The organism is Mycolicibacterium baixiangningiae, from assembly GCF_016313185.1.
Taxonomy (GTDB): domain Bacteria; phylum Actinomycetota; class Actinomycetes; order Mycobacteriales; family Mycobacteriaceae; genus Mycobacterium; species Mycobacterium baixiangningiae.
Map to the genome: position 1 here is coordinate 4930082 of NZ_CP066218.1, position 26409 is coordinate 4956490.

A 26409-nucleotide genomic window follows, 5' to 3' on the forward strand; every position below is an offset into this window, starting at 1 on the left:
CTAAGAACCGCTCACACCTTCGGGCTGTAGTGCATGGGACTGTCCCGGTATTCGACGGGCGGAAGGTTGCGAGCCGGCGTGTGCACCAGCGGCGCGTCGGCCGGCAGCCGGCCACCTTCGCGGTCCCAGCCGGCGCGGGCGCGCGGGTGGTAGCGCCTGCGCTCGGGCATCAGCTTGAACACCCGGTTCACTACGCGACCGAACAGCCGGTGAAGCCGCTCATCGCGCCGGGACCAGCTGTACCCCATCAGTTCCCGCACCGGCGGGTCGTACAGGCCGACGGTCACCCACACCGCGAACCGTCCGAGCACCTCGAGCTGCATTTTCCACAGCCAGTCCGGAACCCATTGCAGGGACGGATGTTTCGGCATCGTCGACAGGTCGAGCACTTCGCGCGCCGCCCAGTTGTTCTCCAACACGTTGCGGCACATGTGATCCCAGTACTCCTGGAATTGCTCCCACGTCTCGGGCACCGGCCGCATGCTCATCCCGTACATCCGGTACCAGGTGAGGTGCTCGTCGAACAGTTGGCGTTTCTGCGCTTCGGTGAGCCCGTCGCCGAAGCGCTCGGCGGTCAGGATCGTGCCCATGAAGAACGTCGAGTGCGCCCAGTAGAAGACGTCGGGGTTCAGCGCGCTGTAGCGACGCCCCTGATCGTCGACGCCCTTGATGCCGATGTGGTAGTCGCGCACCTCGGCGCCGGTCTGCGGGGCGCGATCGCCGTCGAACACCACCCCGCCGATCGGGTAGAGCGAGCGCAGCAGACGCGGCATCCGCTCGAGGAAGAAGATCGAGTGCTGCTGTACGGCGGCGCCGAGCTGGGGATGCATGTTCTGCATCGACCCCGCCCACGGTCCCTGGAGCAGACCGCGCCAGTCTCCGAACAGCTTCCACGTCAGGGAGTCGGGCCCCAGCGGCGGCGGGCCGTCGTAACCACCCGAGGACACCGGACATCCGCCGGCCACAGGCGCGGATTCGCTGGCCGGGACGGGTACCGCAGACGTATCTTGACTCACTGGTGCACTTCCTGTCGGCGTCAGTGACTAACTTTTGACTACATGCGTTGTCACGGCGAGCTTAGGAGCGATGTGAATTCCGGTCAACGACGCGGACGCTGGTCCGGGGTCCCCCTGCAGGACCGCCAGGCGTTGCGCCGCGACGAGCTCATCGCCGCCGGCGTGCAGCTCCTCGGCAGCGCGGCCGGTTCGGGACTGACCGTGCGCGCGGTCTGCCGCGAGGCCGGGCTGACCGAACGCTACTTCTATGAAAGCTTCGTCGACCGTGACCAATTCGTGCGCGCGGCCTACGACGACGTCTGCACCCGGGCGATGTCGACCCTGCTCAACGCCGAGACGCCGCGCGATGCCGTCGAACGCTTTGTGGCACTGATGGTCGACGATCCCACCCGCGGGCGGGTGCTGCTGCTGGCGCCGGCCTCCGAGCCCGTCCTCACCCAGTCCGGCGCGGAGTGGATGCCGAACTTCATCGACCTGGTGCAGCGCAAGCTCACCCGCATCACCGACCCGGCCGTCCAGGCGATGGTGGCCACCGGACTGATCGGTGCGCTGACCGCGTTGTTCACCGCTTATCTGGACAGCCGGCTGAGCGCCACCCGCGAACAGTTCATCGACTACTGCGTCGACATGCTGCTGAGCAGGGTGTCGAGCCACTGACACCGGGGTGGCCACGTCAGATCCGGGTACTCCGGGCGATATCGGAGAGCCCGAGAAAGTGGTCCCGGGTGCGTAAATGCGTGCTGGTGACCCACGTGACAGTCGCCGGACGAAACTTGATGTCACCGACGTACACAGATATGTTGAGTGCAACCAAGAGGCACAGATAGATAGCGCCGACGGGCTCCCGACGCGAGGAGGACAACGGGAATGCACGAGAACCTGACCGACCTGCACCTGCTGCACGAGTTGGAGCCGGTGGTCGAGAAACTGCTCAACCGGCACCTGACCATGCGCAAGGACTGGAATCCGCACGACTTCATTCCGTGGTCGGACGGCAAGAACTATTACGCTCTGGGCGGTCAGGACTGGGACCCCGAGCAGACCAAGCTCTCGGAAGTCGCCCGGACCGCGATGGTGCAGAACCTGCTGACCGAGGACAACCTGCCGTCGTATCACCGCGAGATTGCGATGAACATGAGCATGGACGGCGCGTGGGGTCAGTGGGTGAACCGGTGGACCGCCGAGGAGAACCGCCACGGCATCGCGCTGCGCGACTACCTCGTCGTCACCCGCTCGGTCGATCCCGTAGAGCTCGAGGAGCTGCGCGTCGAGCAGATGACCCGCGGCTTCTCCCCGGGCCAGAACCAGCAGGGCGACCTGTTCGCGGAGAGTGTGTTCGACTCGGTGATCTACGTGACCTTCCAGGAACTCGCGACCCGTGTCTCGCACCGCAACACCGGTAAGGCCTGTAACGACCCGATCGCCGACCAGCTGTTGCAGCGCGTCTCGGCCGACGAGAACCTGCACATGATCTTCTACCGCGACGTGTCCGAGGCCGGCTTCGACGTCGCCCCCGACCAGGCCATGCATTCACTGCACCGGGTGCTGCGCAACTTCAAGATGCCCGGATACACCGTGCCGGAGTTCCGCCGCAAGGCGGTGATCATCGCCGTCGGCGGCGTCTACGACCCGCGGATCCACCTCGACGACGTGGTCCGTCCGGTGCTCAAGAAGTGGCGCATCTTCGAGCGTGAGGACTTCACCGGCGAGGCCGCCCGCATGCGTGACGACCTCGGCGTGCTGGTCACCGAACTCGAGGAGACATGCGAGAAGTTCGAGAACGCCAAGCAGAAGCGCCTCGAACGCGAAGCCAAGATGGCCGAGAAGAAGGCCAGTAAGGTCCTCGCGTCATCAGCGTCGTAGCCCCGCCCGCCGATACGGCCCGGTCCGCGCCGATGAGCCGCTTGCGCGAAGAGCAGGCAGTCCTGCGGATCGGGCCGATGGCGTTGGCGAGCCCGGTGGTGCTGGCCCCGATGGCCGGGGTCACCAACATCGCCTTCCGGACGCTGTGCCGCGAACTGGAGGAGGCACGGACGGGAACCACCAGCGGCCTGTACGTGTGCGAGATGGTGACCGCGCGGGCGCTCGTCGAGCGGCATGCGTCCACCTTGCACATGACCGCTTTCGCACCGGACGAGTCGCCGCGCTCGTTGCAGCTCTACACCGTCGACCCGGCCACCACCTACGCCGCGGCCAAGATGATCGCCGACGAGAACATGGCCGACCACATCGACATGAACTTCGGCTGCCCGGTCCCGAAGGTGACCAAGCGTGGCGGCGGTGCCGCGCTGCCCTACAAGCGCAAGCTCTTCGGTCAGATCGTCGGCGCCGCGGTGCGCGCCACCGAGGGCACCGACATCCCCGTCACGGTGAAGTTCCGCATCGGCATCGACGACACCCACCACACCCACCTCGACGCGGGGCGCATCGCGGCCGAAGAGGGCGCAGCCGCCGTCGCCCTGCACGCCCGCACCGCGGCGCAACGCTATTCCGGCACCGCCGACTGGGAGCAGATCGCCGCGCTCAAAGCCCACGTCACCAGCGTTCCCGTGCTGGGCAACGGGGACATCTTCGACGCCGACGACGCGCTGACGATGATGGCCGCCACGGGGTGCGACGGTGTGGTGATCGGTCGCGGCTGCCTGGGCCGCCCGTGGCTGTTCGCCGAACTGTCGGCGAAGTTCACCGGCCGGCCCCTACCGGTGCCGCCCACGCTCGGCGAGGTCGCGGACATCATCCGCAGGCACGGCGAGCTGCTCACCGACCACTCCGGTGAGGACAAGGCCATGCGCGACATCCGCAAGCACATCGCCTGGTACCTGCACGGATTCCCCGCCGGATCGGATCTGCGCCGGGCCCTTGCGCTGGTCAAGACCCGCGCGGAGCTCTCCGAACTGCTCGACCGGCTCGATCCCGACGTCCCGTTCCCGCCCGCCGCGACGGGTCCGCGCGGACGTCAGGGCTCGGCCGCCTCGGTGTCCCTGCCCGACGGCTGGCTGGCCGATCCGGACGACTGCACGGTGCCCGCGGGTGCGGACGTCATGCACTCCGGCGGCTGACCCGTCGCGATACCGAGACGTTCTCGAGACGTCGCCGGCTGGATGACTCACAGGATCTCTCAGTACGATGTGGGTCTCGTTGTAGTCCGGCTCCGGTGGCGGAGTTCCGGTCGTGCTGCTACAAGACAGTGAGCACTGCGCAGATTCGCGACGCGTACAACGCTGGACACAGTCGGAGGCCGGTTGGAGATGAGTGATGGCGAGCGCCCAGGTGCTGATGCCACTCCTGACCCTCGGCGTCCCCGCGAGCCTCGGTCCGACTGGGACAACCAAAGGCATACCCGACCCGCACGGCGATCACCAGGTGCCGCGCCGTGGGAGCGCAAGCGCGCCGACCCCGAACCTGACCCCGGGGCCGACGAGTCCCACGAGCCCGACGAATCCGACGAGAGCACAGGCAGCCACACCGTAGGCGCCGTGACCGTCGCCGATCTGATCGCCAAGCTCAACGGCGACGGCGCCGGCCCGGTCGAGGTCGCCCCGAAGCGTCGGCGCGCCGAAGCCGAGCCGGAACCCGATCCCGTACCCGAGCCGCCCGCGCCGGCCACCGAGATCATCGAGCAGATCAACGAACCCGTCCTGGAGCTCATCCGGCGCCCCGCCGATCCGGACCGCCAGGACACCGAGATCATCCCGGCGGCCACCAGTGCCTACGCCGGGGAACTACCCATCCTGGCCGCGGAGCCCGACGACCGCGTGCCGCCGTACCGCATCGGCGACGGGGGCACGGTCACCGAGATCGACGAACCACACCGGCGCCGCCGGGTCATCTTCGCCGGACGCTCCGCGGCCGCACTGCTCGCGATTCTCGCGCTGGTGCTGACCGGCGGCGCCTGGCAGTGGCAGTCGTCGAAGAACAACAGCATGAACAAGGTCGCGGCGCTGGATCAGGCCTCCCGCGACATCATCGACGCCAACGCGCAGTTCGGCGACGAGAACTTCCTGATCGTCGGCGTGGACAGCCGCATCGGCCAGAACAGCGGCATGGGGGCGGGCACCACCGACGACGCCGCCGGGGCGCGGTCGGACACCGTGATGCTGGTCAACATCCCCGCCAACCGCAAACGCGTGGTCGCGGTGTCGTTCCCCCGCGATCTGTCCATCGATCCCATCGAATGCGAACCGTGGAACCCCGAGACCGGCCTGTACGGGCCGATCACCGACCCGGAGTCGCCGATGTACGGGCGCGAAACGGTCTACACCGAGTACAAGCTCAACTCGGCCTACGCGGTCGGCGGACCGAAGTGTCTGGTCAAGGTCGTGCAGAAGCTCTCCGGCCTGTCGGTCAACCGCTTCATGGCCGTGGACTTCGCCGGGTTCTCCAAGATGGTCGACGCAGTCGGTGGCGTCGAAGTGTGCAGCACCGAACCGTTGGAGGACTACGAACTCGGCACGGTGCTGCCGGTCGCCGGACGTCAGATGGTCGACGGGCACACCGCGCTCAACTACGTGCGCGCCCGGCAGGTCACCACCGAGATCAACGGCGACTACGGCCGCATCAAACGTCAGCAGCGGTTCCTGTCGTCGCTGCTGCGCTCGCTGATCTCCAAGGAAGTCTTCTTCTCGCTGTCGAAGCTGAACAACGTGGTCAACATGTTCATCGACGACAGCTACGTCGACAACATCGACACCCGCGACCTGGTGACGCTGGGCCAGTCGATCCAGGGCGTGACCGCGGGACGGATCACCTTCGTCACCGTGCCGACCACCGGTTACGCCGACGAGTACGGCAACGAGACGCCCCGCACCGACGACATGCGCGCACTGTTCGACGCAATCATCAACGACGACCCGCTGCCCGGGGAGAAGAACGCCGACAACACGCCCGTGCCCGGCACACCGGGGTCCACGACGGCGAACCCCGAGGCCGAGGCACCCGCAACCGGGCACGACTCGTCGGCCGAACTGGTCAACGCGGTCACCACTGAACCGCAGGACGTCACCGTGCAGGTGTCGAACTCCACCGGGCAGAGCGGGTTGGGCGCCACCACCGCCGACGCCCTGCAGCAGCACGGATTCAACGTCACCACCCCCGACGACTACCCGAGTGCGCTCAACGCGACGACGGTGTTCTTCTCCCCCGGCAACGAGCAGGCCGCCGCCACGGTCGCATCGTCGTTCGCGAACCCGACCATCGAACAGGTCACCGGGATGGGCGACGTCGTCCAGGTGGTGCTCGGCAGCGATTTCGACGCCGTCGGCGCCCCGACTCCCAGCGGTTCGCCGGTGCAGGTGAACGTGTTGCATGGCACCGGAAGCGCGCCCGGTCCCCTGCCGGAGGACCTCAACGTCACCAACGCCGCCGATACCACGTGTGAGTGACGCTTCCGGGAGCGTTTCGGCAGGTGGCATTCACCTTCAGTTCATCCGCGCCATCGTGACGATGCACCGTCATTACCTCTAGGCTTGACGCATGCGAACCGCGTACCACGAGCAACTAGGGGCTCTCACCGGTCAACTCGGCGAGATGTGCGGCCTGGCCGGCGGCGCGATGGAACGCGCGACGCAGGCCCTGCTGCAGGCCGACCTGGTGCTGGCCGAACAAGTCATCTCCGACCACGATCGGATCGCCACGATGAGCGCCCGCGCGGAGGAGTCGGCCTTCGTCCTCCTGGCCCTGCAGGCGCCGGTCGCCGGGGATCTGCGCGCCGTGGTCAGTTCCATCCAGATCGTCGCCGACGTGGACCGGATGGGCGCCCTGGCGCTGCACGTCGCCAAGATCGCCAGGCGCCGGCATCCGCAGCACGTCCTGCCCGAAGAGGTCAACGGCTACTTCGCCGAGATGGGGCGGGTCGCGGTCGAACTCGGCAACGCGGCCAAGGAAGTGCTGGAGACCCGCGACCCCGAGAAGGCGGCGCGCATCCAGGAGGAAGACGATGCGATGGACGATCTGCACCGTCACCTCTTCACCGTGCTGATGGACCGGGAGTGGAAGCACGGGGTGACCGCGGCCGTAGACGTGACGCTGCTGAGCCGGTTCTACGAACGCTTCGCCGACCACGCCGTCGAGGTGGCGCGCCGCGTCATCTTCCAGGTCACCGGTGCGTACCCGACCGAAGAGGTCATCCCCTCCGCGCGCTGAGGGGTGCGGATCTCTTGCTCGCGCAGAGGAACGGTCAGCCGAACCGGCCGGAGATGTAGTCCTCGGTGGCCTTCTGCGTCGGATTGGAGAAGATCCGCTCGGTGTCGTCGATCTCGATGAGCTTGCCGGGCTTACCGGTGGCCTCGAGGTTGAAGAACGCCGTCTGATCGCTCACCCGCGCCGCCTGCTGCATGTTGTGCGTGACGATCACGATGGTGAAGTCCTGCTTCAGCTCGGCGATGAGGTCTTCGATCGCCAGCGTCGAGATCGGGTCGAGCGCCGAACACGGCTCGTCCATCAGCAGCACGTCGGGCTGCACGGCGATCGCGCGCGCGATGCACAGCCGCTGCTGCTGGCCGCCCGACAGCCCGCCGCCCGGCTTGTCCAGCCGATCCTTGACCTCGTTCCACAGGTTGGCGCCCCGCAGCGATCGCTCGGCGACTTCGTCGAGGGTCTTGCGGCTGCGCATCCCCTGCAACTTGAGCCCGGCGACCACGTTGTCACGAATCGACATGGTGGGGAACGGATTCGGCCGCTGGAACACCATGCCGATGGTCTTGCGGACGCCGACCGGGTCGACACCGGCGCCGTAGATGTCCTCACCGTCGAGCAGCACCGACCCCTTGACGTAGGCGCCGGGGATCACCTCGTGCATGCGGTTGAGCGTGCGCAGCACCGTGGACTTGCCGCAGCCCGACGGGCCGATGAACGCGGTGACGCTCCGCGGCGGCACCGACATCGACACCTCGGCGACCGCGTGGAACGACCCGTAGTAGATGTTGACGTCCTTGAGGTCCAGACGCTTGGCCATGTCAGTAGCTCCGCTTCTTCTAACTGATCAAATCTTCTTGGGGGAAAAGAATTTCGCGAGGTAACGCGCGCCCACGTTGAGCAGCGCGATGAGCACGACGAGCGTGAGCGCCGCACCCCACAGGCGGTCCGTCGGCACCGGGTTGGCGCCTGCGCCGGCGGATGTCTGGTCGTACATCATCCCGGGCAGCGATCCCATGAAGCCGCCGAACATGTCGAAGTTCATCGCCTGGGCGTACCCGACGAGGATCAGCAGCGGCGCCGTCTCACCCATCACGCGGGCCAGCGCCAGCAGGATTCCGGTCACGATGCCCGACAGCGCCGTCGGGATCACGATGGCCGAGATGGTCTTCCATTTCGGTACGCCCAGTGCGTAACTGGCCTCGCGCAGGTCCATCGGCACGACCCGCAGCATCTCCTCGGTCGAGCGCACGATCACCGGGATCATGAGCAGCACCAGCGCCAGCGAGACCGCGAAACCCGACCGCTCGAAGCCCAGCGTCGCCACCCACAGCGCGTAGATGAACAGCGCCGCCACGATCGAGGGCACCCCGGTGAGGATGTCGACCATGAACGTGGTGATCTTGCCCAGCCGCGTCCCGCCGCCGTACTCCACCAGATAGATGCCGACGAAGACGCCGACCGGGATCGAGATGACCGCACACACCAGCGCCTGAAGGACGGTGCCGACGATGGCGTGGTAGGCACCGCCGCCCGCCTGGAACGCCGTCATCCCGGCCTGTGAGTTCGTCCACCAGTTAGCCGACGTCACCGCACCGATGCCCTTGGAGACCACCGTGAACAGCACCCACAGCAGCGGGACGATGGCGACCACCACGGACGCCGTCACCAGCAGGGTGGCGAGGTTGTTGGTGATCTTGCGCCGCGTGCTGACGCCCTGGAAGGTGGGCACCTTGACGGGGCTGTCGAGTGCCGGAGTCGTCGTCACGATGCGGACCTGTCCTTTCCGGAGACCGCGGCACGCGCCAGCGAGTTGACCACGAACGTGAGGATGAACAGCACCAGGCCCGCGGCGATGTAGGCGCCCGCCTTGTACTGATCGTTGAATTCCGATGCCGCGGCGGCGATCTTGCTGGCGAACGTGTAGCCGGCGTCGAACAGCGACCACCCGAACGCCTGCTGGGTGCCACGCAGGATGATCAGCAGCGCGATCGTCTCACCGAGCGCACGGCCCAGGCCCAGCATCGCGCCACTGATGTAGCCCGACATGCCGAACGGCAGCACCGTCGTGCGGACGACTTCCCAGCGGGTGGCGCCCAGCGCGAGCGCCGCCTCGATCTGGCCGCGCGGCGTCTGGACGAACACCTCGCGGGTGACCGCGGTGATGATCGGCAGGATCATCACCGCCAGCACGATGCCCGCGGTGAAGATGGTGCCGCCGCCGGCCACCGACGCGGTGCCGGTCTGGAACAGGAAAAGCCAGCCGAGGTTCTCGTTGAGCCACACCGCGAACGGTTTGATCGCCGGGGCCAGCACGTAGAGCCCCCACACGCCGTAGATGATCGACGGCACCGCGGCCAGCAGGTCGACCATGTATCCCAGCGGGCCGGCCACCCGCTTGTGGGCGTAGTTGGTCAGGTAGATCGCGATGCCGAGGGCGACGGGCATCGCCAACACCAGCGCGAACACCGATACGAACACGGTCACCTGCAGCAGGTCGAGGATGCCGAACTGCATCGCCGACGTGTTCGTGGTGACCCAGTTACCGCCGTAGAGGAAGAAGTTCGCCTCGTTGCGCGCCAGGGCAGGAACGGCGCGCCACAGCAGGAACAGCCCGATCGCCACGATGATGGCGACGATCAGGACGCCGGATCCCTCCGCGAGTCCGCGGAAGACCCGGTCGCCGAAGCGCACCCTCGAGTTCCTCGACGGGTCGGTGGAGATAGGTTCCGGCTCGGGGAAGGGCGCGGCTACTGCCTCGCCCGACCCCCGGTCCGTCGGATTGGGAAATGTCACATCCACCCTGTCGGTCATCGGATTCGCATCCCATCCTCACCGTGTTCGTGTCGCAGCGCCAGCAGGGGTCAGGCAGTTGAGCCGATGGCGTCGATCGAGCCGAGCAACCGCTCCTTGAAGCGGTCGGGCAGCGGGACGTAGCCGGCGTCGGAGAGACCGGCCTGTCCGTCGTTGGCGGCCACCGTGAGGAAGGACTTCACCGCGGCGGCCGTCTCGGGGTCGTAGCCCGTGGAGCAGACGATCTCGTAGGTGGCCAGGACCAGCGGATATGCGCCGGCTTCCTTGGTGCCGTAGAGGGACTCGAGGTCGAGGGTCAGGTCGTTGCCCTCGCCCGCGAACTGCGCGGCGTCGATGGCCGTGCCCGCGGTCTCGTCGGTCAGCTCCACCGCGCCGCCGCCGTTGTCGATCTGGGCGTAGGGAAGACCCGCCTGGTCGGCGAAGCCCTTCTCGACGTAACCGATCGCACCCGGGGTGGCCTGCACGGCCTGCGCCACACCAGCCGACTTCTGGGCACCCTCACCGGCGCCGCCCTGGAACTCGCTGCCGTCGCCCTTGGTCCACGTCTGCGGGGCCGCGGCGGTCAGGTACTTCTGGAAGTTGTCGGTGGTGCCCGAGGAGTCCGAGCGGAAGATCGGGGTGATCGCGGTGTCCGGCAGGGTCTTGCCCTGGTTCAGCCCGGCGATGGCCGGGTCGTTCCACGTCTTGATCTGTCCCTGGAAGATCTTGGCCAGCGTGTCACCGTTGAGCACCACATCGTCGACGCCCTCGATGTTGTAGGCGAGCGCGATCGGGCCGAACACCAGCGGAAGGTTCCACGCCGGGTTGCCGCCGCAGCGCTGTGTGGCCTGCTGCGCCTGCTCTTCTTTGATCGCCGAGTCCGAACCCGCGAAGTCGACGTTGCCTGCCACGAACTGCTCACGGCCCGCGCCGGATCCGGTCGGGTTGTAGGAGAGGTTCTTGCCCGCGCACTTCTGGCCCCACACCTGGTTGAACACCGCAATCGCGTTCTGCTGGGCGGTGGAGCCCTCGGCGGTCACCGAGTTCTTACCGGCGCAGTCCTCGGCGCTGGCGGAACCGGTATCGGATGCTCCGGGGCTGCTGGTGGTGCCGGCGTTGTTGTCGCTGCCGCAGGCGGTCAACGTCAGCGCGGCGATCGCCGTCGCGGACCACACCATGCCCATGCTGTTGAGCTTCACTTATCCCACTTTCCGTTGACGGCTCGAACCCAACGGCAACGTATGCGGCGCTGGTGGACGGATCGCGGATCGTGGGTGAACGCCCAGTGAACAGGTTCAGTGATCTCACAGGTTGGCGGCGGGCGCGGCGTACGCGGCGTCGACGCTGTACACGTCGAAGCCCAGTCGCCGGTAGGTTTTCACCGCTGCGGTGTTGTCGGCCTCGACGTAGAGCATCACCGTCGGATGGGCGGAATCCGACAGGCGATCGGCCAGATGGTGCAGTCCGGTCAGCGTGAGCGTGGCGCCGAGGCCGCGGCCCTGTGCGCCCGGATCGACGCCGACGACGTAGACCTCGCCGAGGTCGGGTCCGTGGATTTTCGTCCAGTGGAATCCGAGCAGTTCGCCCGACGCGTCGTCGAACGCCATGAACAGACCTTCGGGATCGAACCACGGTTCGCCGCGCCGCTCGTCGATGTCGGCGTCGGTCCAGCCGCCCTGCTCGGGATGCCAGGCGAACGCAGAGTTGTTGACCCGCAACAACTCTGGATCGTCGGAGGGGCCGGAGTAGGTGGTGAGATGGACACCGTCGGCCACCGTCACCGGCGGGAGGTCGGTGAGCGGACGGCGCATCTGCAACAGTTCGCGCACCACCCGCAGGCCCAGCGTCCGCGCGGTCGCCCGGGCGGATTCGAGGTTGCCGTGCGCCCAGATCCTCGCCCCGGCGCCCGCTTCGGCGAGTCCGGCGCGGGCCAGCGCCGCTCCGATCCCGCGGCGACGGGCGTCGGGATGCACCACGAGTTCGGCCATCGGCGGCGCGGTGTCCGAGGCGGGCGCGAGGTTGAGATAGCCGACCAGGCGACCGTCTGTGTCGGCGGCCAGCAGGTGGCGGGTCCGGTCGGCGGGAAGCTCGCGCAGCACCTGATCACCGACCGGCGCCACACCGTCGACGCGTGTCGCGGCAGCGATCACCTCGCGAACCCCGGCCTGCTCGTTCTCGGTCAGGGCGGTACGCCATTCGAGGGACGTCACGGGGCGCGCAGCGGGTCCGCCAGCGACGGCGGCACACTGTCGGGCGTTTCGTAGTCGTCGTCCTCGTCGTCGGGCACGTCCGCCTCCGGGGCGGGTGGCCGTCCGCGCGCGGGCCGCACCGCCTTGTAACCCACGTTGCGAACCGTGCCGATCAGCGACTCGTACTCGGGGCCGAGTTTCGCGCGCAACCGGCGTACGTGGACGTCGACGGTGCGGGTCCCGCCGAAGAAGTCGTATCCCCACACCTCCTGCAGCAGCTGGGCGCGGGTGAACACCCGGCCGGCGTGCTGGGCGAGGTACTTCAACAACTCGAACTCTTTGTAGGTGAGGTCCAGCGGACGACCACGCAACCGGGCCGTGTAGGTGCCCTCGTCGATCACGAGCTCACCGAGGCTGATCTTGCCGATGTTCTCCTGGTTGGCGATGCCGCCTCGGCGGCCGACCAGCAGCCGCAGGCGCGCGTCGATCTCCGCGGGTCCGGTGCCGGGCAGCAGGATCTCGTCGAGTCCCCACTCGTGGTTGACGGCGACGAGGCCGCCTTCGTTGACCACCGCGACCACCGGCACCGAGGTACCCGTCGTGCCCAGCAGCCGGCACAGTCCGCGGGCCGCGGCAAGGTCGGTTCGGGCGTCGACGATCGCGACGTCGGCGGTGCCGGCTTCCAGCAGCGACGAGACTTCGGTCGGGGCGGCCCGCACGTTGTGCGCGAGCAGAGACAATGACGGCAGAACCGACTCAGGGTGCGGGTCGACAGTCAACAGCAGCAGATCCACAGGCCCTCCAGCAGTCCGGGGACGTCGCCCGACGTCGATGTCTGTGGTGATCTCCCAGATTTGTGCCTGACATGCGGCCGTTACCGGCCGTTGGTCACGTAACGATAGCGCGGACTCGGCAAATGAGCCGCGTCAAGGCCGAACACGAGTTATGGGTGAGTCAGAATGTGGCGATGCGCAAGGTGCTGATCGGGCTGGCAGCGACGATGACCGCAGTGGTCGTCGGAGCGGTCGGAGTTGACTTCGGCACCGCCATCTACGCCGAATACCGCTGGTCACGGACGTTGCGGGACGTCGCGCACCTGGACTTCGACCCGTGGGTCGGCATCATCGGTTTCCCGTTCGTCCCGCAGGCGATTGGCCACCACTACGGCGAGGTGGAGATCCGGGCCAGTGGCGTTGATCACCCCGTGGTGGGTAAGGAATCGCTGGAAGCCACGCTGCACGACGTCGACCTGAGCGAGGCGTCCTGGCTCGTCCGGCCGGACGCGACCATGGCGGTCGGCAAGGTCGAGAGCCGCATCATCCTCGACTCCACCCACCTCGGCCGTTTCATCGGCATCCCCGACCTCCTCGTCGAAGCACCGACCGGGGAGACCAACGACGCGACCGGCGGCACCACCGAATCCGGCATCTCCAGCAACAGGGGGGTGGTGTTCACCGGCACCCCCGAGTCGGCGGGTTTCGACGAGAGGGTGTCGGTCGCCGTCGACCTGTCCGTCAGCGGACCCGACCAGACCACGCTGGTGGTGACCGCCACCGGCGTGCTGACCGGCGCGGGCACGGCCGGCCAGCCGGTGCCCGACGACAAGACCGCCGCCGTGCTCGAGGCGTTCAGCGCCACCCTGCCGGGTCAGAAGCTGCCGTTCGGCATCGCCCCGACCGCACAGGGTGCGCGCGGTTCGGATGTCATCATCGAGGGCATCACCGACAACATGACCATCACGCTCGACGGGTTCAGGCAGTCATGAGCTCGTCGTGGATCGTCGTGATCGCGGTGCTGATCGCGGTGTTCGGGGTGGCGATGGTGGTGGGCCGGTTGGTCAACCTGCGCGCCGGCCTGTTGAAGGGCGAGGCCGCCGCGGCCAACATCGACACCTCCGGGCTGGGCCTGTCCGACAGCGGCCCGACCGTCCTGCACTTCAGCGCCGTGTGGTGCGGCCCCTGCGAGGCGGTGCGCCGCGTGGTCGACCAGGTCTGCCGGGAACTGCCCGCCGTCTCCCACGTGGAGATCGATCTGGACGCCAATCCGGAAGCGGCCAGGCGGCTTTCGGTGCTCTCCCTGCCGACGACGATCATCTTCGACGCGGGCGGCCATCCGCGCTACCGGACCTCCGGCGTGCCGAAGGTCGCTGACCTGCGGTCGGTGCTGGAACCGCTGTTGGCTTGATCACCCTGTCATTGGGTAGGCTGTCGGCGTGTTCGCCCGCCTCGAGCTGATGCTCACCAAGCGCCGCGCAGTGGATCTGTGCCGCGTTGCGGGTTGTTGCTGTTGTTGTAGCTGCTGAACGCGGTTTTTCGCCGCGAACCGCGCTCGTGCGGAGCAGTCGATCTGGCTTGTCCGCCACCAGACCACCAACGCAACAGGAGTATCACGCCATGTCCATCGCCCCGGGGATGCACACCGATACCGCCAACGCGGTGCCTCAGGTCGACGTGCGCGGCCCCCGGTTCGCCGCCTGGCTCACCACCGCGGTGCTCGTCGTGGTCCTGCTCGTCTCCGCGGTGAGTTCACACGCCGCCGCCGTCATCCTCGGCCTACAGGCCGTCGTCTTCGCGATCGGCGCACTCCGCGGCCCCCGTGCACATCCCTACGGCATCGCGTTCGCTCGGCTCATCGCTCCCCGGCTGGGCCCGGTCACCGACCGGGAACCCGTGCCGCCGTTGAAGTTCGCTCAACTCGTCGGCTTCGTCTTCGCCGCCGTCGGGGCACTCGGATTCGCCGGGGGGCTTCCCGCAATCGGTCTCGTCTCCACCGCGTTCTCCCTATTTGCGGCGTTCCTCAACGCGGCCTTCGGCATCTGCCTGGGCTGCCGGCTCTACCCGCTCGCCGCCCGGCTCCGCCGGGTCCCCACCCCTGTATGACTTCGATCACCACGCAACGAAAGGATCATCGATGACTCGCTCCGACGTCCTGGTCAGCACCGACTGGGCCGAGAGCAATCTCAACGCGCCGAACACCGTGTTCGTCGAGGTCGACGAGGACACCTCGGCCTACGACACCGGACACATCGAGGGCGCGGTCAAGCTCGACTGGAAGACCGACCTCCAGGACCCCGTCCGGCGCGACTTCGTCGATGCCCAGCAGTTCTCCAAGCTGCTGTCCGACCGCGGTATCTCCAATGACGACACCGTGATCCTCTACGGCGGCAACAACAACTGGTTCGCCGCCTACGCCTACTGGTACTTCAAGCTCTACGGCCACGAGAACGTCAAACTGCTCGACGGCGGCCGCAAGAAGTGGGAGCTCGACGGTCGCCCGCTGTCCAGCGATCCGGTGACGCGTCCGGCCACCAGCTACACCGCCAAGCAGCCCGACACCAGCATCCGGGCGTTCCGCGACGAGGTGATCGCCGCGATCGGCGAGAAGAACCTGGTCGACGTGCGCTCCCCCGACGAGTTCTCCGGCAAGATTCTCGCCCCCGCGCACCTGCCGCAGGAGCAGAGCCAGCGCGCCGGCCACATCCCCACGGCCATCAACGTGCCGTGGAGCAAGGCCGCCAACGAGGACGGCACCTTCAAGTCGGACGAGGATCTCGCCAAGATCTACGCCGACGCCGGCCTGGACGGTGAGAAGGAAACCATCGCCTACTGCCGCATCGGTGAGCGCTCCTCGCACACCTGGTTCGTGCTGCAGGAACTGCTGGGACACAAGAACGTCAAGAACTACGACGGCAGTTGGACCGAATACGGCTCCCTGGTGGGGGCCCCGATCGAGTTGGGAAGTTAGTTATGTGCGCTCCTCCTAAGCAAGGCCTGGCACTGCCCGCCGGCGTCGACCTGGAGAAGGAAACCGTGATCACCGGTCGTGTCGTGGACGGCTCGGGACAGGCCGTCGGCGGCGCGTTCGTGCGTCTGCTGGACGCCTCCGACGAGTTCACCGCCGAGGTCGTCGCATCGGCCACCGGTGACTTCCGGTTCTTCGCCGCGCCGGGCACCTGGACGCTGCGCGCGCTGTCGAAGATCGGCAACGGAGATGCCACCGTCGCCCCGTCGGGCGCCGGCATCCACGAGGTCGACGTCAAGGTCGCCTGACCGGATCCGCTTGTTCGCCACGCCGGGGTGCCCTGCACCTCGGCGTGCGCATTGACGGCTTCGCACATTTGTCGCGAAACCCCGCACGATGCTCTGCGGTCAGCCACGATGTGGTCAGTTCCTGCGATGTCGCGGGATTCCACCGGTGAACAGGACTGACCATGAACGTGACCCTCGTGTGCGCGGCCGTCAGCGCCGTTGCGCTGGCGATGGCAACCGCACCCGTCGCGGCCGCGGGGCCGGAGGAGGACTTCCTCACCATCATCGCCAATGAAGGCATCGCGTGGGAACCGGCGGACGCCCCCGCGGTCCTCGACACCGGCCGCGCCGTGTGCACCGACTGGACCAACGGCGCCACGTTCGCCGACGAAGTGGCCGATCTGCTCAGCGTCACCGACTGGACCGACTATCAGGCGCGCGTCTTCATCGGGGCGGCGACCAGTGCGTTCTGTCCGCAGTTCGAATACAAGATCGGCTGACCGGCCGGACGCGAACCGCAGGGCTCCGGCGGTTAGACTGGTCGGCGTGGTCCTGTTCTACGAAATCCTGCTGGTGGTGTGCACCTTGGTGATCACGTGGTTTGCGCTGTATGCGCTGTACCGCCTCATCACCGACGAGTCGTGAACTCGCCGCAAGAACCTGAAGACGCCGCCGGATCCATCTTCTCGACATCCGGCGACCGGGCAGTAGCGGACGCCGCGCAGCGGGCCAGAATCACGGCCGCGCGCAACATCCCCGCCTTCGATGACCTCCCGCTGCCCGCGGACACCGCCAACCTGCGCGAGGGCGTCGGTTTCAACGACGCGCTGCTCGCCCTGCTGCCGCTTGTCGGTGTGTGGCGCGGTGAGGGTGAAGGCCGCGGCGCTGCGGGCGATTACCGGTTCGGCCAGCAGATCGTCGTCTCCCACGACGGCGGCGACTACCTCAACTGGGAAGCACGCTCGTGGCGGCTGACCGAAGACGGTGAGTTCGACCGGGTGGGGTTGCGGGAGACCGGTTTCTGGCGCTTCGTCAGCGATCCCGGGGACCCTGGCGAATCGCAGGCCATCGAACTGTTGCTGGCCCATTCGGCCGGCTACATCGAATTGTTCTACGGCCGCCCGCGCAATCAGTCCTCGTGGGAGTTGGTGACCGACGCGCTGGCGCGCAGCAAGTCCGGCATGCTGGTCGGCGGCGCGAAGCGGCTCTACGGCATCGTCGAAGGTGGCGATCTGGCCTACGTCGAGGAGCGGGTGGACGCCGACGGCGGGCTGGTGCCGCACCTGTCGGCGCGGTTGACGAGGTTCGTCGGCTAGTGCGGGTGCGGATTGTGACGGCCGCTCTTGCCGCCGCCGGATTGCTTGCGGCGTGCGCGGGCGAGGGTCCGTCGTCCGAACCCGCGCCCTCGTCCTCGTCCTCGTCCTCCTCGACGTCGAGCTCGAGTGGCCACGGCTCGTACGCGGAGTGCCTCAACGAGCACGGCGTTCCTGCCGCGCCGGGCCCGAGTACCGGACCGCCCGCGGGTGTCGACCGGGCGGCGTGGGACGAGGCGCTGCTGTCCTGCGCGTCGCTGGCGCCGGGACCGGGCTGAGCAGGCTCTCTAATCGGGTTGGTGGTGCTCCAACCACGGAGTTTGCTCGTCTGCGAGCAAGCCGCTGCGCACAGTCGTGCCCACTTGATTGCCATCAGTTGCGCAGGGCAAAGTTGGACCGAGTGGAAAAATTCGCCACAGGCGACGGTGACAGTCTTTGACACCCACGCGGGTAGGCGCCGTCCCCCAACGTCCGTCGACTGAAAGCGCCTCCATGAGCCTGCCTCCGCCGCCCGACCCCTGGGCGTCCTACCGCCCCTCGCCTGGACCGCAGTCGACTACGCCAAATCCACAACGATCCCACCGGCCGCGGGCATTGGCGGCGGTAGCGATCGGTGCAGCCGCCGTAGCGATCACCTCAGCGATAGTGGTGGTCAAGGCGACCGAAACCCCGACAGCGACACCTTCCCAGCCGACTCCGTCAGACGAAGACCACGGCCAATCCGTGTTGCCGCTTAGCGGACTCGTTGAGCCGCAGGGCGTCGCCCTGGACGCGCAAGGAACCGTGTACGTCGCCGACGCCGGTACGAGCGAGGTGCTCCGGCTTCCACAAGGCGCGACCGACGCTACGACGCTGCCCTTCGCAGACTCCGGTCCGGTCAGTGTGGCGGTAGGCAGCGACGGAAGCGTCTACACCACCGATTACGTCAACGATCGCGCCCTCAAGTGGTCCGACGGTGCTTCGGAACCCGTGGAGCTTCCCTTCACAGGCCTGAACAGGCCCGGCGGGATTGCAGTGGACGGCACGGGCAACGTCTTCGTCGCCGACTCCTACAACGACCGAATCATGAAGTTGGAGGCCGGCACGGGTACCGCAGGCGAACTGCCCTTCAGCGGTCTCAACAACCCGTTCGGTGTCGCGGTGGGTGCGGACGGAACTGTTTATGCCGCTGACACATACAACGATCGAGTGCTCGAACTTCCCGCAGGGGCGAGCGTCGCAAGTGAGTTGCCTTTCCCAGCTCTCCAAGGACCGAACGGTGTCGCGGTAGATGACGAAGGCTCGGTGTACGTCACGGCCTACGGTGACGGCCGAGTGTTCGCTTTGAAGGAGGGCGCCACAGAGCCGACCGCCTTGGCATTCGAAGGTCTCGACGAACCCTGGGGCATCGCCGTCGACGCCGATAGAAATGTTTACGTCGCAGACTCCGGCAATGGCCGAATACTCAAGCTCGCAGTGATCTGACTCTGCGCGGCTCACCCGGCCCCGGATATGGGGCGGCCCCCGAGCCGTTGGATCCTGGTTGGACGGACCGAGGGGCTCGGGGGCCGGGTGACTGCGGGGAATTCGCCAGCGCACACAGGTCGGTGCACGACTCCCCCGGTGCTGCTAGCGGGCAGCCACCTCACATGTCCATATGTCATTCAATTTCCCGGACCACCTCCTTCCTTGTGTACGAGCGACCGTACCCGCGGATGCCGGCACCGACAAGGAAGTTTCGGTTCGCCGTCAGCGATCACTGACGATGGCCGAGTCGACCAGGGCGGCCATCTCCGCGGCCAGCGGCGTCGGACGCAGCGAGGCACCGTCCAAGGTGTGTACCCGCGCCGCCAGCGTGATGCTCGACACAAGCCACACCCCTTGCGCCGCAACGAGATCGGCCGGGCGCAACGCCCGGTAATCGCAGTCGTAACCCTTGTTGCGCGCGACCTCGAACAGCGCCTGCTGGGTGGTGCCGCGCAGGATCGGATACCACGGCGGCGGGGTGAGCAACCCGAGTCCGCCGTCGTCCATCTCGGTGGCGATCACGACGGTCGAACGCGGGCCCTCGAGGATGTGGCCGTCGGAGCTGACGAAGATGACATCGCCCGCACCCTGCTTCTCGGCGTGCCGCAACGCCGCCATGTTCACCGCGTACGACAGCGTCTTGGCGCCCGCGAGCAGCCACGGCAGATCGGCGGCCTCAGTCGGCAGGCCGCGCGCCAGCGTCAGCGCGGCGACGCCTTCTCGGCGGGCGGAGGCCACCCGGGCAGGCAGCGCGCCGATCGTGACGAACGCCGTCGGCGGCCCCCCGCTCTCCCGTCCGCGGCTGTACACCCACCGCATCACCCCTTCGGCACCGCCGTCGGCCGTCCAGCACTGCACCGCGGAGCTCACCGCCGAACGCCAGCGCTCCAGATCCGGCGCCGGTAGCTCCATCAGCCGCGCCGAGTGGGTCAGCCGCCCGAGGTGCGCCTCCAGCAGACACGGTCTGCCGTCGCGGATCAGGAGCGTCTCGAAGATGCCGTCCCCACGAACGGCCGCCAGATCGTCGGCATGCAACAGGGGGGTCTGCGCGTCGTGGAGTGCACCGTCGAGGGTGACGACTACGCCGGGTCCGCTCGCCATGGCCCATCAGCGTAGCCCCGTAGAGTTGACGTATGTCAGCAGTTCCCGTGCCCGAAGGTGGACCCGATGCCGGGGCGGTGTGGCACTACGGCGACCCGCTCGGCGAGCAGCGCGCCGCCATCGACAGCGCCGTCGTCATCGACCGGTCCCACCGCGCGACGCTCGCGCTGACGGGCGCCGAACGCCGGTCGTGGCTGCACACGATTTCCAGCCAGCACGTCAGCGAACAACCGGATGGCACCGTCACCCAGAATCTGAGCCTCGACGGCCAGGGCCGGGTCGAGGACCACTGGTGGCAGACCGAGTTGGGCGGCGTCCTCTATCTGGACACCGAGCCCTGGCGCGGCGAGCCGCTGCTTGCTTACCTGCGCAAGATGGTGTTCTGGGCCGACGTGGCCATCGAGCCGGCCGGCCTGGCGGTGCTGTCACTGCTGGGCCCCGCCCTGAGCGACACGCCCGTCCTCGAGACTCTCGGGCTGGGTTCGCTACCGGCCGAATCGACCGCTGTCGCGCTGCCCGCCGGCGGGTTCCTGCGGCGGCTGCCCGGGCCGGATCTGCACCTGGACCTCGTGGTGCCGCGTGACCAGGCCGCCGACTGGCAGAACCGGCTCACCGCCGCAGGTGTCCGGCCCGCGGGGGTGTGGGCGTTCGAGGCGCACCGCGTGGCGACTCTGCAGCCCCGGCTCGGCGTCGACACCGATGAGCGCACGATTCCGCACGAGGTCGGCTGGATCGGCAGCGCAGTGCATCTCGACAAGGGCTGCTACCGCGGGCAGGAGACGGTCGCGCGAGTGCACAACCTGGGCAAACCGCCCCGCATCCTGGTCCGGCTGCAACTCGACGGGACGACCGACCGCCCGTCGACGGGTGACCCGGTGCTGGCCGGTGGCCGCACCGTCGGGCGGCTGGGGACGGTCGTGGAGCACATCGACGACGGTCCGGTCGCCCTGGCGCTCGTCAAACGCGGGCTGCCCGCGGGCACCGCGCTGACCACCGGCGGAGAGGTCGAGGCCAGCGCGGCCATCGACCCCGACTCGCTGCCGGTCACCGACCACGTGGGTGCGGGCCGGCTTGCGGTAGAGCGGCTTCGGGGTGGCGCCCGGTGAGTCTTGTCACCGCTGACTAGGGCCTGCCAGCAGATGGCGACCGGGCACGGTAAAGTATGGACAGGACAATAACGACATCGGAGAATCGGAGCCGCCTTCGTCTTGGGGCCGCTCCGTTATTGCGCGAGGGGGTCCCCTATGGGCCGCGGCCGGGCGAAGGCGAAGCAGACAAAGGTCGCTCGCGACCTCAAGTACAGCTCGCCTCAAACTGATTTCGAGCGGCTCCAGCGCGAGCTGGCGGGTGATCCCGGCGACGTCGACCCCAGCGACGGCGTAGTCGACGATCCCTGGGTGCCCGAGGACGACTGGCGCCGTTAGGCCTACCGCGTCATCAGAACCGCGGGTGCTGACCAACCAGTAGCGCCCGCGGCTCTTCTTTGCCGGCCTTCTGGACCGTTCCCAGCGTCCAGGAATGGATGTGACGGGCCGTCAGGATGGCCAGCGCGCGGTCGGTGTCCTCGGGCGCGACGACCGCGACCATTCCGACGCCCATGTTGAACGTCTTCTCCATCTCGGTGCGCTCGATGCGGCCCCGCTGGGCGATCATCTGGAACACCGGGGCGGGCGTCCAGGTGCCGCGATCGAGTTCGGCCATCAGGCCGTTGGGCACCACGCGCTCCAGGTTGCCCGCGAGCCCGCCGCCGGTCACGTGGCAGAACGTGCGGACCTGGGTCTCGGCGGCCAGCGCCAGACAGTCCTTGGCGTAGATCCGGGTCGGCTCGAGCAACTCCTCGCCCAGCGTGCGGCCGAACTCCTCGACATGACCGGCCAGGTTCATCCGGTCGATCTCCAGCAGCACCTTGCGGGCCAGCGAGTATCCGTTGGAGTGCAGCCCTGACGACCCCATCGCGATGATCACGTCGCCCGGGCGGACCCGGTCGGGGCCCAGGACGTCGTCGGCCTCGACGATGCCGACCCCGGTCGCCGAGATGTCGTAGTGGTCCGGGGCCATCAGGCCCGGATGCTCGGCGGTCTCGCCGCCCAGCAGCGCGCAGCCGGCCAACACGCAGCCTTCCGCGATCCCGGACACCAGCTGGCTGACCCGTTCGGGCACCGTGCGTCCGACCGCGATGTAGTCCTGCAGGAACAGCGGCTCGGCACCGCAGACCACGAGGTCGTCGACAACCATCGCGACGAGGTCGAGTCCGACCGTGTCGTGCTTGTCCATCGCCTGTGCGACGGCCAGCTTGGTGCCGACACCGTCGGTCGAGGACGCCAGCACGGGTTCGCGGTAGCCGCCGCGCAACGCGAACAGACCCGCGAACCCGCCGAGGCCTCCGCGGACCTCGGGTCGGGTGGCCTTTGCGGCCAGCGGTTTGAACAGTTCGACTGCGCGGTCACCGGCTTCGATGTCGACTCCGGCCGACGCGTAGGAAATGCCGTGTTGTTCGGCGCGTTCGGTCATCGAGGGCAAGGCTACCGGTCCACGCTGCGCGACGGAAAACGCCGTCGGTCATCGTTGCCTGGGCGTTTCCCCGCGGCGCCGGCAGCCGGGTGTGACAGCGTTGGCGATCATGAACCCTCTACGCCTCACCGTGACGGCCGCGGCACTGACTCTCGCGGCCTCGACGGCGCTGGCGGCACCCGCGGCCGCCACACCCCCACGCGATGTCGACGCCACCATCCTGTGGGAGATGACCGACGCCGGGAACGATTACATCTTCCGCGAGATCACCATCGCTCCGGGCGGCAGCACCGGCTGGCACTACCATCCCGGTCAGCTCCTCGCGACGGTCAAGGAGGGGGTCCTGCTGCACCACCGGTCCGACTGTTCGGTCGACGGCCTCTACGTCGCCGGCCAGGACATCACCGAGAAGGGCGGTCCGGGCTACGTGCACATCGGCCGCAGCGTGGGGCCGACACCGCTGGTGCTGCAGGTGCTCTACATCAATCCGGCGGGTGCACCGCTCGCCGACGATGCGCCCGATCCCGGCTGCGGGTTTGCCTGACCCGTCCGGCGGTCATCCGTGCCCATACCGGCTCCGAATCACTGGGCGAGACGGTAATGGGACGGAGATTTGGTGTGGCTGACAACATCCGCTGCCTGGTGACGGGCGCTACCGGTTATATCGGCGGTCGGCTGGTGCCCGCGCTGCTCGACCGCGGGCTTGCGGTCCGCGCGATGGCGCGCACCCCCGACAAGCTGGACGACGCCCCCTGGCGCGCCCAGGTCGAGGTGGCGCGCGGCGACCTGACCGACGCAGACTCGCTGGCGTCGGCGTTCGAGGGGATGGACGTCGTCTACTACCTCGTTCACTCGATGGGCACGTCGAAGGACTTCGTCGCCGAGGAGGCCGAATCGGCGCGCAACGTGGTGGCCGCGGCCCGCACCGCGGGGGTCAGGCGCCTGGTCTACCTCAGCGGTCTGCATCCCAGCGGCATCACACTGTCCCGGCACCTCTCGTCCCGCACCGAGGTGGGTGACATCCTCATCGACTCGGCTATCGAGACCGTCGTCCTGCAGGCCGGCATCGTCATCGGCGTCGGCTCGGCCTCATTCGAGCTGATGCGGCACCTGACGAATCGGCTGCCGGTGATGACGACACCGAAGTGGGTGCACAACAAGATCCAACCGATTGCGATCGACGACGCGCTGCACTATCTGGCCGAGGCGGCGTCGGCCCCGGTGCCGTCCTCGCGGACGTGGGACATCGGCGGACCGGACGTCCTCGAATACGGCGACGCCATGCAGGTGTACGCCGAGGAGGCCGGCCTGCGGCGGCGCTTCCTGGTGGCGGTGCCGGGACTGACACCGACGATCGCCAGCTGGTGGGTGGGCCTGGTGACCCCGATGCCTGCGGGTCTGGCACGGCCGCTGGTCGAATCCCTGGAATGCGACGCGGTGGTGGCTGATCACGACATCGACTCCGTGATCCCGCCGCCCGAGGGAGGGTTGACGCCGTACCGGAACGCCGTGGCAGCCGCCCTGCGGCAGGAGCCCCTGCCCAGCGACCCGCAGTGGGCCGGGAAGCGTTAAGGCGTCAAGGGCGTCTGAGCGCGGAGACGTTGTCGACCTTCTCCAGCGGGATCCCGCTGCGCGCGGCCGTGGCGAGCATGTGCTCGATGACGTTCTTGCCGAGCGCGGACTCGCCCGGCAGTTCGATCGGGTAGACGCCGTCGAAGCACGCGGAACACAGCCGTGACGCGGGCTGCTCGGTTGCCGCGATCATGCCCTGCTGCGAGATGTAGCCGAGTGTGTCGGCGCCGATCGCGCGACGGACGGCGTCGAGCATCTGGTCCTCGTCCTCGGCTCCGTTGGCGATCAACTCCGCGGGTGTGGCGAAGTCGATGCCGTAGAAGCACGGCCAGCGCACCGGCGGGGAGGCGATACGGACGTGCACTTCGAGGGCTCCGGCCTCACGCAGCATCCGGATCAGCGCCCGCTGGGTGTTGCCGCGCACGATCGAATCGTCGACGACGATCAACCGCTTACCGCGGATGACGTCTTTGAGCGGGTTGAGCTTGAGCCGGATGCCGAGCTGGCGGATCGTCTGCGACGGCTGGATGAAGGTCCGGCCGACGTAGGCGTTCTTCATCAGGCCCTGGCCGTAGGGGATGCCCGAGCCCTGTGCGTAGCCGACCGCGGCGGGGGTGCCGGATTCGGGGACGCCGATCACCAGATCGGCCTCGACGGGCATCTCACTGGCCAGCCGGCGGCCGATGTCGACGCGGGTGGCGTGCACCGAGCGGCCGCCGAGGGTGCTGTCAGGCCGGGCGAGGTACACGTACTCGAAGACGCATCCCTTGGGGGTGGGGTTGGCGAAGCGGGTGGACCGCACGCCGTCGGCGTCGATCGCCAGCAGTTCGCCGGGTTCGATGTCACGGACGAAGGAGGCGCCGACGATGTCGAGCGCGGCGGTCTCCGACGCCACCACCCAGCCGCGGTCCAGCCGGCCCAGCGACAGTGGGCGCACACCGTGGGGGTCGCGGGCGGCGTAGAGGGTGTTCTCGTCCATGAACGTCAGGCAGAACGCGCCCCGCACGGTCGGCAGCAGTTCGAGCGCCGCCTGTTCGAGGGTGGCGTCGGCCGCGCCGTGGGCCAACAGTGCGCCGAGAATGTCGGAGTCCGTCGTCGCGTTGCCGGGGGTACGGCCGTTGATCAGGCCGGCGTCGCGTGCGCGGGCGGCCAGTTCGGTGGTGTTGACCAGGTTTCCGTTGTGACCCAGCGCGACCCCGGTGCCCGCGGTGGTGTTGCGGAAGACGGGCTGGGCGTTCTCCCAGGTGGTCGAGCCGGTGGTCGAGTAGCGACAGTGGCCGATGGCGACGTGGCCGTGCATCGCAGCGAGCGTCGGCTCGTCGAATACCTGACTGACCAGGCCCAGATCCTTGAACACCAGAACCTGGGAGCCGTCGGCTACGGCGATGCCCGCGGCTTCCTGGCCGCGGTGCTGCAGCGCGTAGAGGCCGTAGTAGGTGAGTTTGGCGACATCCTCACCGGGGGCCCAGACGCCGAAGACGCCACATTCCTCACGGGGGTCATTCTCGGGCTCGAGTGCGTCGTGACCGATCACGATATGGCTGCTCCCAATGGGTGTGGTGACGGTATGAGTCTACGGGCCGTATACCCGCTTATGTGAATCCGCGACGTGTCGTGGGACACGTATTTCGGCCGGTCACCCGGGAGTGACGACCGGCAGCCAGTTGGCCACCTCGGGGGCACGGGCCCCGGACAGGCGCAGGGCCCCACTTGCCGCCGCATCGCCGAAGGACAGCAGGCCGGTGGCGACCAGCAGCCACGTGCGCGGATCGGTCTCCACCACGTTGGGCGGGTTGCCCCGCGTATGGGTCGGCCCGGCGATGCACTGCACGGCGACGAACGGCGGAACCCGCACCTCCACGCTCGCCCCGGGGGCCAGGTTCGCCACGGTGCGGGCGCTCAACCGGACCGCCTCGGCGAGCGTCGCGCGGTCAGGCGCCGGCGTGGTGTCGTCCCGCAGCCAGTTGACGACGGCGGACACCGCGGCGCGGGTCTGCGCCGGATCGGCGGTGCGGCGGGCGGGCACATCTCTCAGTGTCGCAGCCGGGCCGTGCGATGTCGCCCGGGGGCACGCCGCCGCCCGGCATCACGCGGTCGCGCCCGTCTCGCTCAAAAAACGAGTGACCACGGCTTTCGCCGCACACTGGCGCTTCGCGAACAGGTTGGTATCCATGGCGCGTCGACTCTCCGATCCACATTCCGAGGCATGACACGAAACCCGTTGCGTTTCAAAATCGTTAGACCGACC

The 26409-nt window shown here is 68.0% G+C and carries 30 protein-coding genes; 19 read left to right on the plus strand and 11 right to left on the minus strand.

Translation table 11 applies throughout. The annotated features are described in order from the left end of the window. Nucleotides 1-11: 11 nt before the first annotated feature. A complete protein-coding gene (locus I7X18_RS23380) occupies nt 12-1016 on the minus strand; it encodes an oxygenase MpaB family protein (protein ID WP_193046345.1) in 1005 nt (334 codons plus the stop codon). A gap of 72 nt (nt 1017-1088) precedes the next feature. Between I7X18_RS23380 and I7X18_RS23385 the strand changes: the two genes are divergently transcribed. The 5 genes from I7X18_RS23385 to phoU all read left to right on the plus strand — a co-directional run bounded on the left by I7X18_RS23385 (nt 1089) and on the right by phoU (nt 7157). Beyond that, nucleotides 1089-1673 carry a TetR/AcrR family transcriptional regulator gene (locus I7X18_RS23385; RefSeq protein WP_193046346.1) on the plus strand — a complete coding sequence of 195 codons (585 nt, stop codon included), beginning with the start codon at nt 1089-1091 and terminating at the stop codon, nt 1671-1673. A gap of 210 nt (nt 1674-1883) precedes the next feature. Further along, nucleotides 1884-2879 (plus strand): acyl-ACP desaturase, encoded by a 996-nt coding sequence (locus I7X18_RS23390; protein ID WP_193046347.1) that lies wholly within the window; start codon nt 1884-1886, stop codon nt 2877-2879. A gap of 62 nt (nt 2880-2941) precedes the next feature. Next, complete coding sequence (dusB, locus tag I7X18_RS23395) at nt 2942-4075, plus strand: tRNA dihydrouridine synthase DusB (protein WP_193046465.1); 1134 nt, start codon at nt 2942-2944, stop codon at nt 4073-4075. 189 nt (nt 4076-4264) lie between these two features. Then, on the plus strand, nt 4265-6397 hold the full coding sequence (locus I7X18_RS23400) for an LCP family protein (RefSeq protein WP_193046348.1): 2133 nt from the start codon (nt 4265-4267) through the stop codon (nt 6395-6397). Between the two features lie 91 nt (nt 6398-6488). Next, nucleotides 6489-7157: a phosphate signaling complex protein PhoU gene (gene phoU / locus I7X18_RS23405; RefSeq protein WP_193046349.1), complete on the plus strand. Its 669-nt coding sequence runs from the start codon at nt 6489-6491 to the stop codon at nt 7155-7157. Between the two features lie 34 nt (nt 7158-7191). Here the strand turns inward: phoU and pstB are convergent, their stop codons facing one another. From pstB to I7X18_RS23435, 6 genes are all read right to left on the minus strand, one after another. Next, nucleotides 7192-7968, minus strand: coding sequence for a phosphate ABC transporter ATP-binding protein PstB (pstB, locus tag I7X18_RS23410; protein WP_193046350.1), 777 nt, complete (start codon nt 7966-7968; stop codon nt 7192-7194). Nucleotides 7969-7995: 27 nt separating this feature from the next. Then, the gene (pstA, locus tag I7X18_RS23415; protein WP_193046351.1) at nt 7996-8916 is read right to left on the minus strand and encodes a phosphate ABC transporter permease PstA; all 921 of its coding nucleotides are present in this window, start codon (nt 8914-8916) and stop codon (nt 7996-7998) included. Beyond that, nucleotides 8913-9962 carry a phosphate ABC transporter permease subunit PstC gene (pstC, locus tag I7X18_RS23420; RefSeq protein ID WP_193046352.1) on the minus strand — a complete coding sequence of 350 codons (1050 nt, stop codon included), beginning with the start codon at nt 9960-9962 and terminating at the stop codon, nt 8913-8915. The genes pstA and pstC overlap by 4 nt, the downstream gene beginning before the upstream one ends. Before the next feature lie 50 nt (nt 9963-10012). After that, nucleotides 10013-11140, minus strand: a complete 1128-nt coding sequence (gene pstS / locus I7X18_RS23425) for a phosphate ABC transporter substrate-binding protein PstS (protein WP_232375314.1) — start codon at nt 11138-11140, stop codon at nt 10013-10015. Nucleotides 11141-11245: 105 nt separating this feature from the next. Continuing rightward, nucleotides 11246-12151: a mycothiol synthase gene (gene mshD / locus I7X18_RS23430; protein WP_193046353.1), complete on the minus strand. Its 906-nt coding sequence runs from the start codon at nt 12149-12151 to the stop codon at nt 11246-11248. Next, complete coding sequence (locus I7X18_RS23435) at nt 12148-12924, minus strand: winged helix-turn-helix transcriptional regulator (RefSeq protein ID WP_193046354.1); 777 nt, start codon at nt 12922-12924, stop codon at nt 12148-12150. Before I7X18_RS23435 ends, mshD begins: the two co-directional genes overlap by 4 nt. 173 nt (nt 12925-13097) lie before the next feature. Here I7X18_RS23435 and lmeA point away from each other — a divergent pair, with 173 nt between their 5' ends. The 10 genes from lmeA (at nt 13098) to I7X18_RS23480 (ending at nt 18935) form a co-directional block, all read left to right on the plus strand. After that, nucleotides 13098-13895 (plus strand): mannan chain length control protein LmeA, encoded by a 798-nt coding sequence (gene lmeA, locus I7X18_RS23440; protein ID WP_193046467.1) that lies wholly within the window; start codon nt 13098-13100, stop codon nt 13893-13895. Next, entirely contained in the window at nt 13892-14314 is a 423-nt protein-coding gene (locus tag I7X18_RS23445; RefSeq protein WP_193046355.1) for a thioredoxin family protein, read from the plus strand. Before lmeA ends, I7X18_RS23445 begins: the two co-directional genes overlap by 4 nt. Nucleotides 14315-14342: 28 nt before the next feature. After that, nucleotides 14343-14432 carry an Ms5788A family Cys-rich leader peptide gene (locus I7X18_RS30140; RefSeq protein ID WP_372442983.1) on the plus strand — a complete coding sequence of 30 codons (90 nt, stop codon included), beginning with the start codon at nt 14343-14345 and terminating at the stop codon, nt 14430-14432. Nucleotides 14433-14523: 91 nt separating this feature from the next. After that, on the plus strand, nt 14524-15009 hold the full coding sequence (locus tag I7X18_RS23450) for a DUF4395 domain-containing protein (RefSeq protein WP_226863538.1): 486 nt from the start codon (nt 14524-14526) through the stop codon (nt 15007-15009). A 31-nt stretch (nt 15010-15040) separates the two neighbouring features. Further along, nucleotides 15041-15874, plus strand: coding sequence for a sulfurtransferase (locus I7X18_RS23455; RefSeq protein ID WP_193046356.1), 834 nt, complete (start codon nt 15041-15043; stop codon nt 15872-15874). Nucleotides 15875-15876: 2 nt separating this feature from the next. Next, nucleotides 15877-16179, plus strand: a complete 303-nt coding sequence (locus I7X18_RS23460; RefSeq protein ID WP_193046357.1) for a DUF1416 domain-containing protein — start codon at nt 15877-15879, stop codon at nt 16177-16179. Nucleotides 16180-16340: 161 nt separating this feature from the next. Further along, the gene (locus tag I7X18_RS23465) at nt 16341-16658 is read left to right on the plus strand and encodes a DUF732 domain-containing protein (protein WP_193046358.1); all 318 of its coding nucleotides are present in this window, start codon (nt 16341-16343) and stop codon (nt 16656-16658) included. Nucleotides 16659-16799: 141 nt separating this feature from the next. Then, entirely contained in the window at nt 16800-17474 is a 675-nt protein-coding gene (locus I7X18_RS23470) for a heme-binding beta-barrel domain-containing protein (protein WP_193046359.1), read from the plus strand. 5 nt (nt 17475-17479) lie between these two features. Continuing rightward, nucleotides 17480-17749: a hypothetical protein gene (locus I7X18_RS23475; RefSeq protein ID WP_404822818.1), complete on the plus strand. Its 270-nt coding sequence runs from the start codon at nt 17480-17482 to the stop codon at nt 17747-17749. A gap of 214 nt (nt 17750-17963) precedes the next feature. Then, nucleotides 17964-18935, plus strand: a complete 972-nt coding sequence (locus tag I7X18_RS23480; protein WP_226863540.1) for an NHL repeat-containing protein — start codon at nt 17964-17966, stop codon at nt 18933-18935. A 264-nt stretch (nt 18936-19199) separates the two neighbouring features. Here I7X18_RS23480 and I7X18_RS23485 read toward each other — a convergent pair whose 3' ends face one another. Then, the gene (locus I7X18_RS23485; protein ID WP_193046362.1) at nt 19200-20078 is read right to left on the minus strand and encodes an aminodeoxychorismate lyase; all 879 of its coding nucleotides are present in this window, start codon (nt 20076-20078) and stop codon (nt 19200-19202) included. A 32-nt stretch (nt 20079-20110) separates the two neighbouring features. On the opposite strand from I7X18_RS23485, the gene ygfZ reads away from it, so the two are divergent. Together ygfZ and I7X18_RS23495 are read left to right on the plus strand one after the other, a co-directional pair. Beyond that, the gene (ygfZ, locus tag I7X18_RS23490) at nt 20111-21184 is read left to right on the plus strand and encodes a CAF17-like 4Fe-4S cluster assembly/insertion protein YgfZ (RefSeq protein WP_193046363.1); all 1074 of its coding nucleotides are present in this window, start codon (nt 20111-20113) and stop codon (nt 21182-21184) included. A 138-nt stretch (nt 21185-21322) separates the two neighbouring features. Beyond that, complete coding sequence (locus I7X18_RS23495; RefSeq protein ID WP_193046364.1) at nt 21323-21502, plus strand: DUF3073 domain-containing protein; 180 nt, start codon at nt 21323-21325, stop codon at nt 21500-21502. Nucleotides 21503-21515: 13 nt separating this feature from the next. On the opposite strand, the gene purM is transcribed toward I7X18_RS23495, so the two are convergent. After that, the gene (gene purM / locus I7X18_RS23500) at nt 21516-22589 is read right to left on the minus strand and encodes a phosphoribosylformylglycinamidine cyclo-ligase (RefSeq protein WP_193046365.1); all 1074 of its coding nucleotides are present in this window, start codon (nt 22587-22589) and stop codon (nt 21516-21518) included. Between the two features lie 109 nt (nt 22590-22698). On the opposite strand from purM, the gene I7X18_RS23505 reads away from it, so the two are divergent. Both I7X18_RS23505 and I7X18_RS23510 read left to right on the plus strand, forming a co-directional pair. Beyond that, nucleotides 22699-23133 carry a cupin domain-containing protein gene (locus I7X18_RS23505; protein WP_193046366.1) on the plus strand — a complete coding sequence of 145 codons (435 nt, stop codon included), beginning with the start codon at nt 22699-22701 and terminating at the stop codon, nt 23131-23133. 74 nt (nt 23134-23207) lie between these two features. Further along, complete coding sequence (locus I7X18_RS23510) at nt 23208-24161, plus strand: NAD(P)H-binding protein (RefSeq protein ID WP_193046367.1); 954 nt, start codon at nt 23208-23210, stop codon at nt 24159-24161. A 4-nt stretch (nt 24162-24165) separates the two neighbouring features. On the opposite strand, the gene purF is transcribed toward I7X18_RS23510, so the two are convergent. After that, nucleotides 24166-25695 (minus strand): amidophosphoribosyltransferase, encoded by a 1530-nt coding sequence (gene purF, locus I7X18_RS23515; RefSeq protein ID WP_193046368.1) that lies wholly within the window; start codon nt 25693-25695, stop codon nt 24166-24168. A gap of 102 nt (nt 25696-25797) precedes the next feature. Then, nucleotides 25798-26187 (minus strand): sterol carrier family protein, encoded by a 390-nt coding sequence (locus tag I7X18_RS23520; protein WP_193046369.1) that lies wholly within the window; start codon nt 26185-26187, stop codon nt 25798-25800. Nucleotides 26188-26409 lie beyond the last annotated feature (222 nt).

Excerpts from the sequence above, each read along its gene's own strand:
- I7X18_RS23480 (WP_226863540.1), top strand. The coding sequence starts at position 17,964 with ATGAGCCTGCCTCCGCCGCCCGACCCCTGGGCGTCCTACCGCCCCTCG.
- lmeA (WP_193046467.1), top strand. The coding sequence starts at position 13,098 with ATGCGCAAGGTGCTGATCGGGCTGGCAGCGACGATGACCGCAGTGGTC.
- I7X18_RS23450 (WP_226863538.1), top strand. The coding sequence starts at position 14,524 with ATGTCCATCGCCCCGGGGATGCACACCGATACCGCCAACGCGGTGCCT.
- I7X18_RS23390 (WP_193046347.1), top strand. The coding sequence starts at position 1,884 with ATGCACGAGAACCTGACCGACCTGCACCTGCTGCACGAGTTGGAGCCG.
- pstC (WP_193046352.1), bottom strand. The coding sequence starts at position 9,962 with ATGACCGACAGGGTGGATGTGACATTTCCCAATCCGACGGACCGGGGG.
- I7X18_RS23400 (WP_193046348.1), top strand. The coding sequence starts at position 4,265 with ATGAGTGATGGCGAGCGCCCAGGTGCTGATGCCACTCCTGACCCTCGG.
- I7X18_RS23465 (WP_193046358.1), top strand. The coding sequence starts at position 16,341 with ATGAACGTGACCCTCGTGTGCGCGGCCGTCAGCGCCGTTGCGCTGGCG.
- I7X18_RS23495 (WP_193046364.1), top strand. The coding sequence starts at position 21,323 with ATGGGCCGCGGCCGGGCGAAGGCGAAGCAGACAAAGGTCGCTCGCGAC.
- I7X18_RS23485 (WP_193046362.1), bottom strand. The coding sequence starts at position 20,078 with ATGGCGAGCGGACCCGGCGTAGTCGTCACCCTCGACGGTGCACTCCAC.
- I7X18_RS23445 (WP_193046355.1), top strand. The coding sequence starts at position 13,892 with ATGAGCTCGTCGTGGATCGTCGTGATCGCGGTGCTGATCGCGGTGTTC.
- ygfZ (WP_193046363.1), top strand. The coding sequence starts at position 20,111 with ATGTCAGCAGTTCCCGTGCCCGAAGGTGGACCCGATGCCGGGGCGGTG.
- I7X18_RS23455 (WP_193046356.1), top strand. The coding sequence starts at position 15,041 with ATGACTCGCTCCGACGTCCTGGTCAGCACCGACTGGGCCGAGAGCAAT.
- I7X18_RS23505 (WP_193046366.1), top strand. The coding sequence starts at position 22,699 with ATGAACCCTCTACGCCTCACCGTGACGGCCGCGGCACTGACTCTCGCG.
- pstB (WP_193046350.1), bottom strand. The coding sequence starts at position 7,968 with ATGGCCAAGCGTCTGGACCTCAAGGACGTCAACATCTACTACGGGTCG.
- phoU (WP_193046349.1), top strand. The coding sequence starts at position 6,489 with ATGCGAACCGCGTACCACGAGCAACTAGGGGCTCTCACCGGTCAACTC.
- I7X18_RS23460 (WP_193046357.1), top strand. The coding sequence starts at position 15,877 with ATGTGCGCTCCTCCTAAGCAAGGCCTGGCACTGCCCGCCGGCGTCGAC.
- purM (WP_193046365.1), bottom strand. The coding sequence starts at position 22,589 with ATGACCGAACGCGCCGAACAACACGGCATTTCCTACGCGTCGGCCGGA.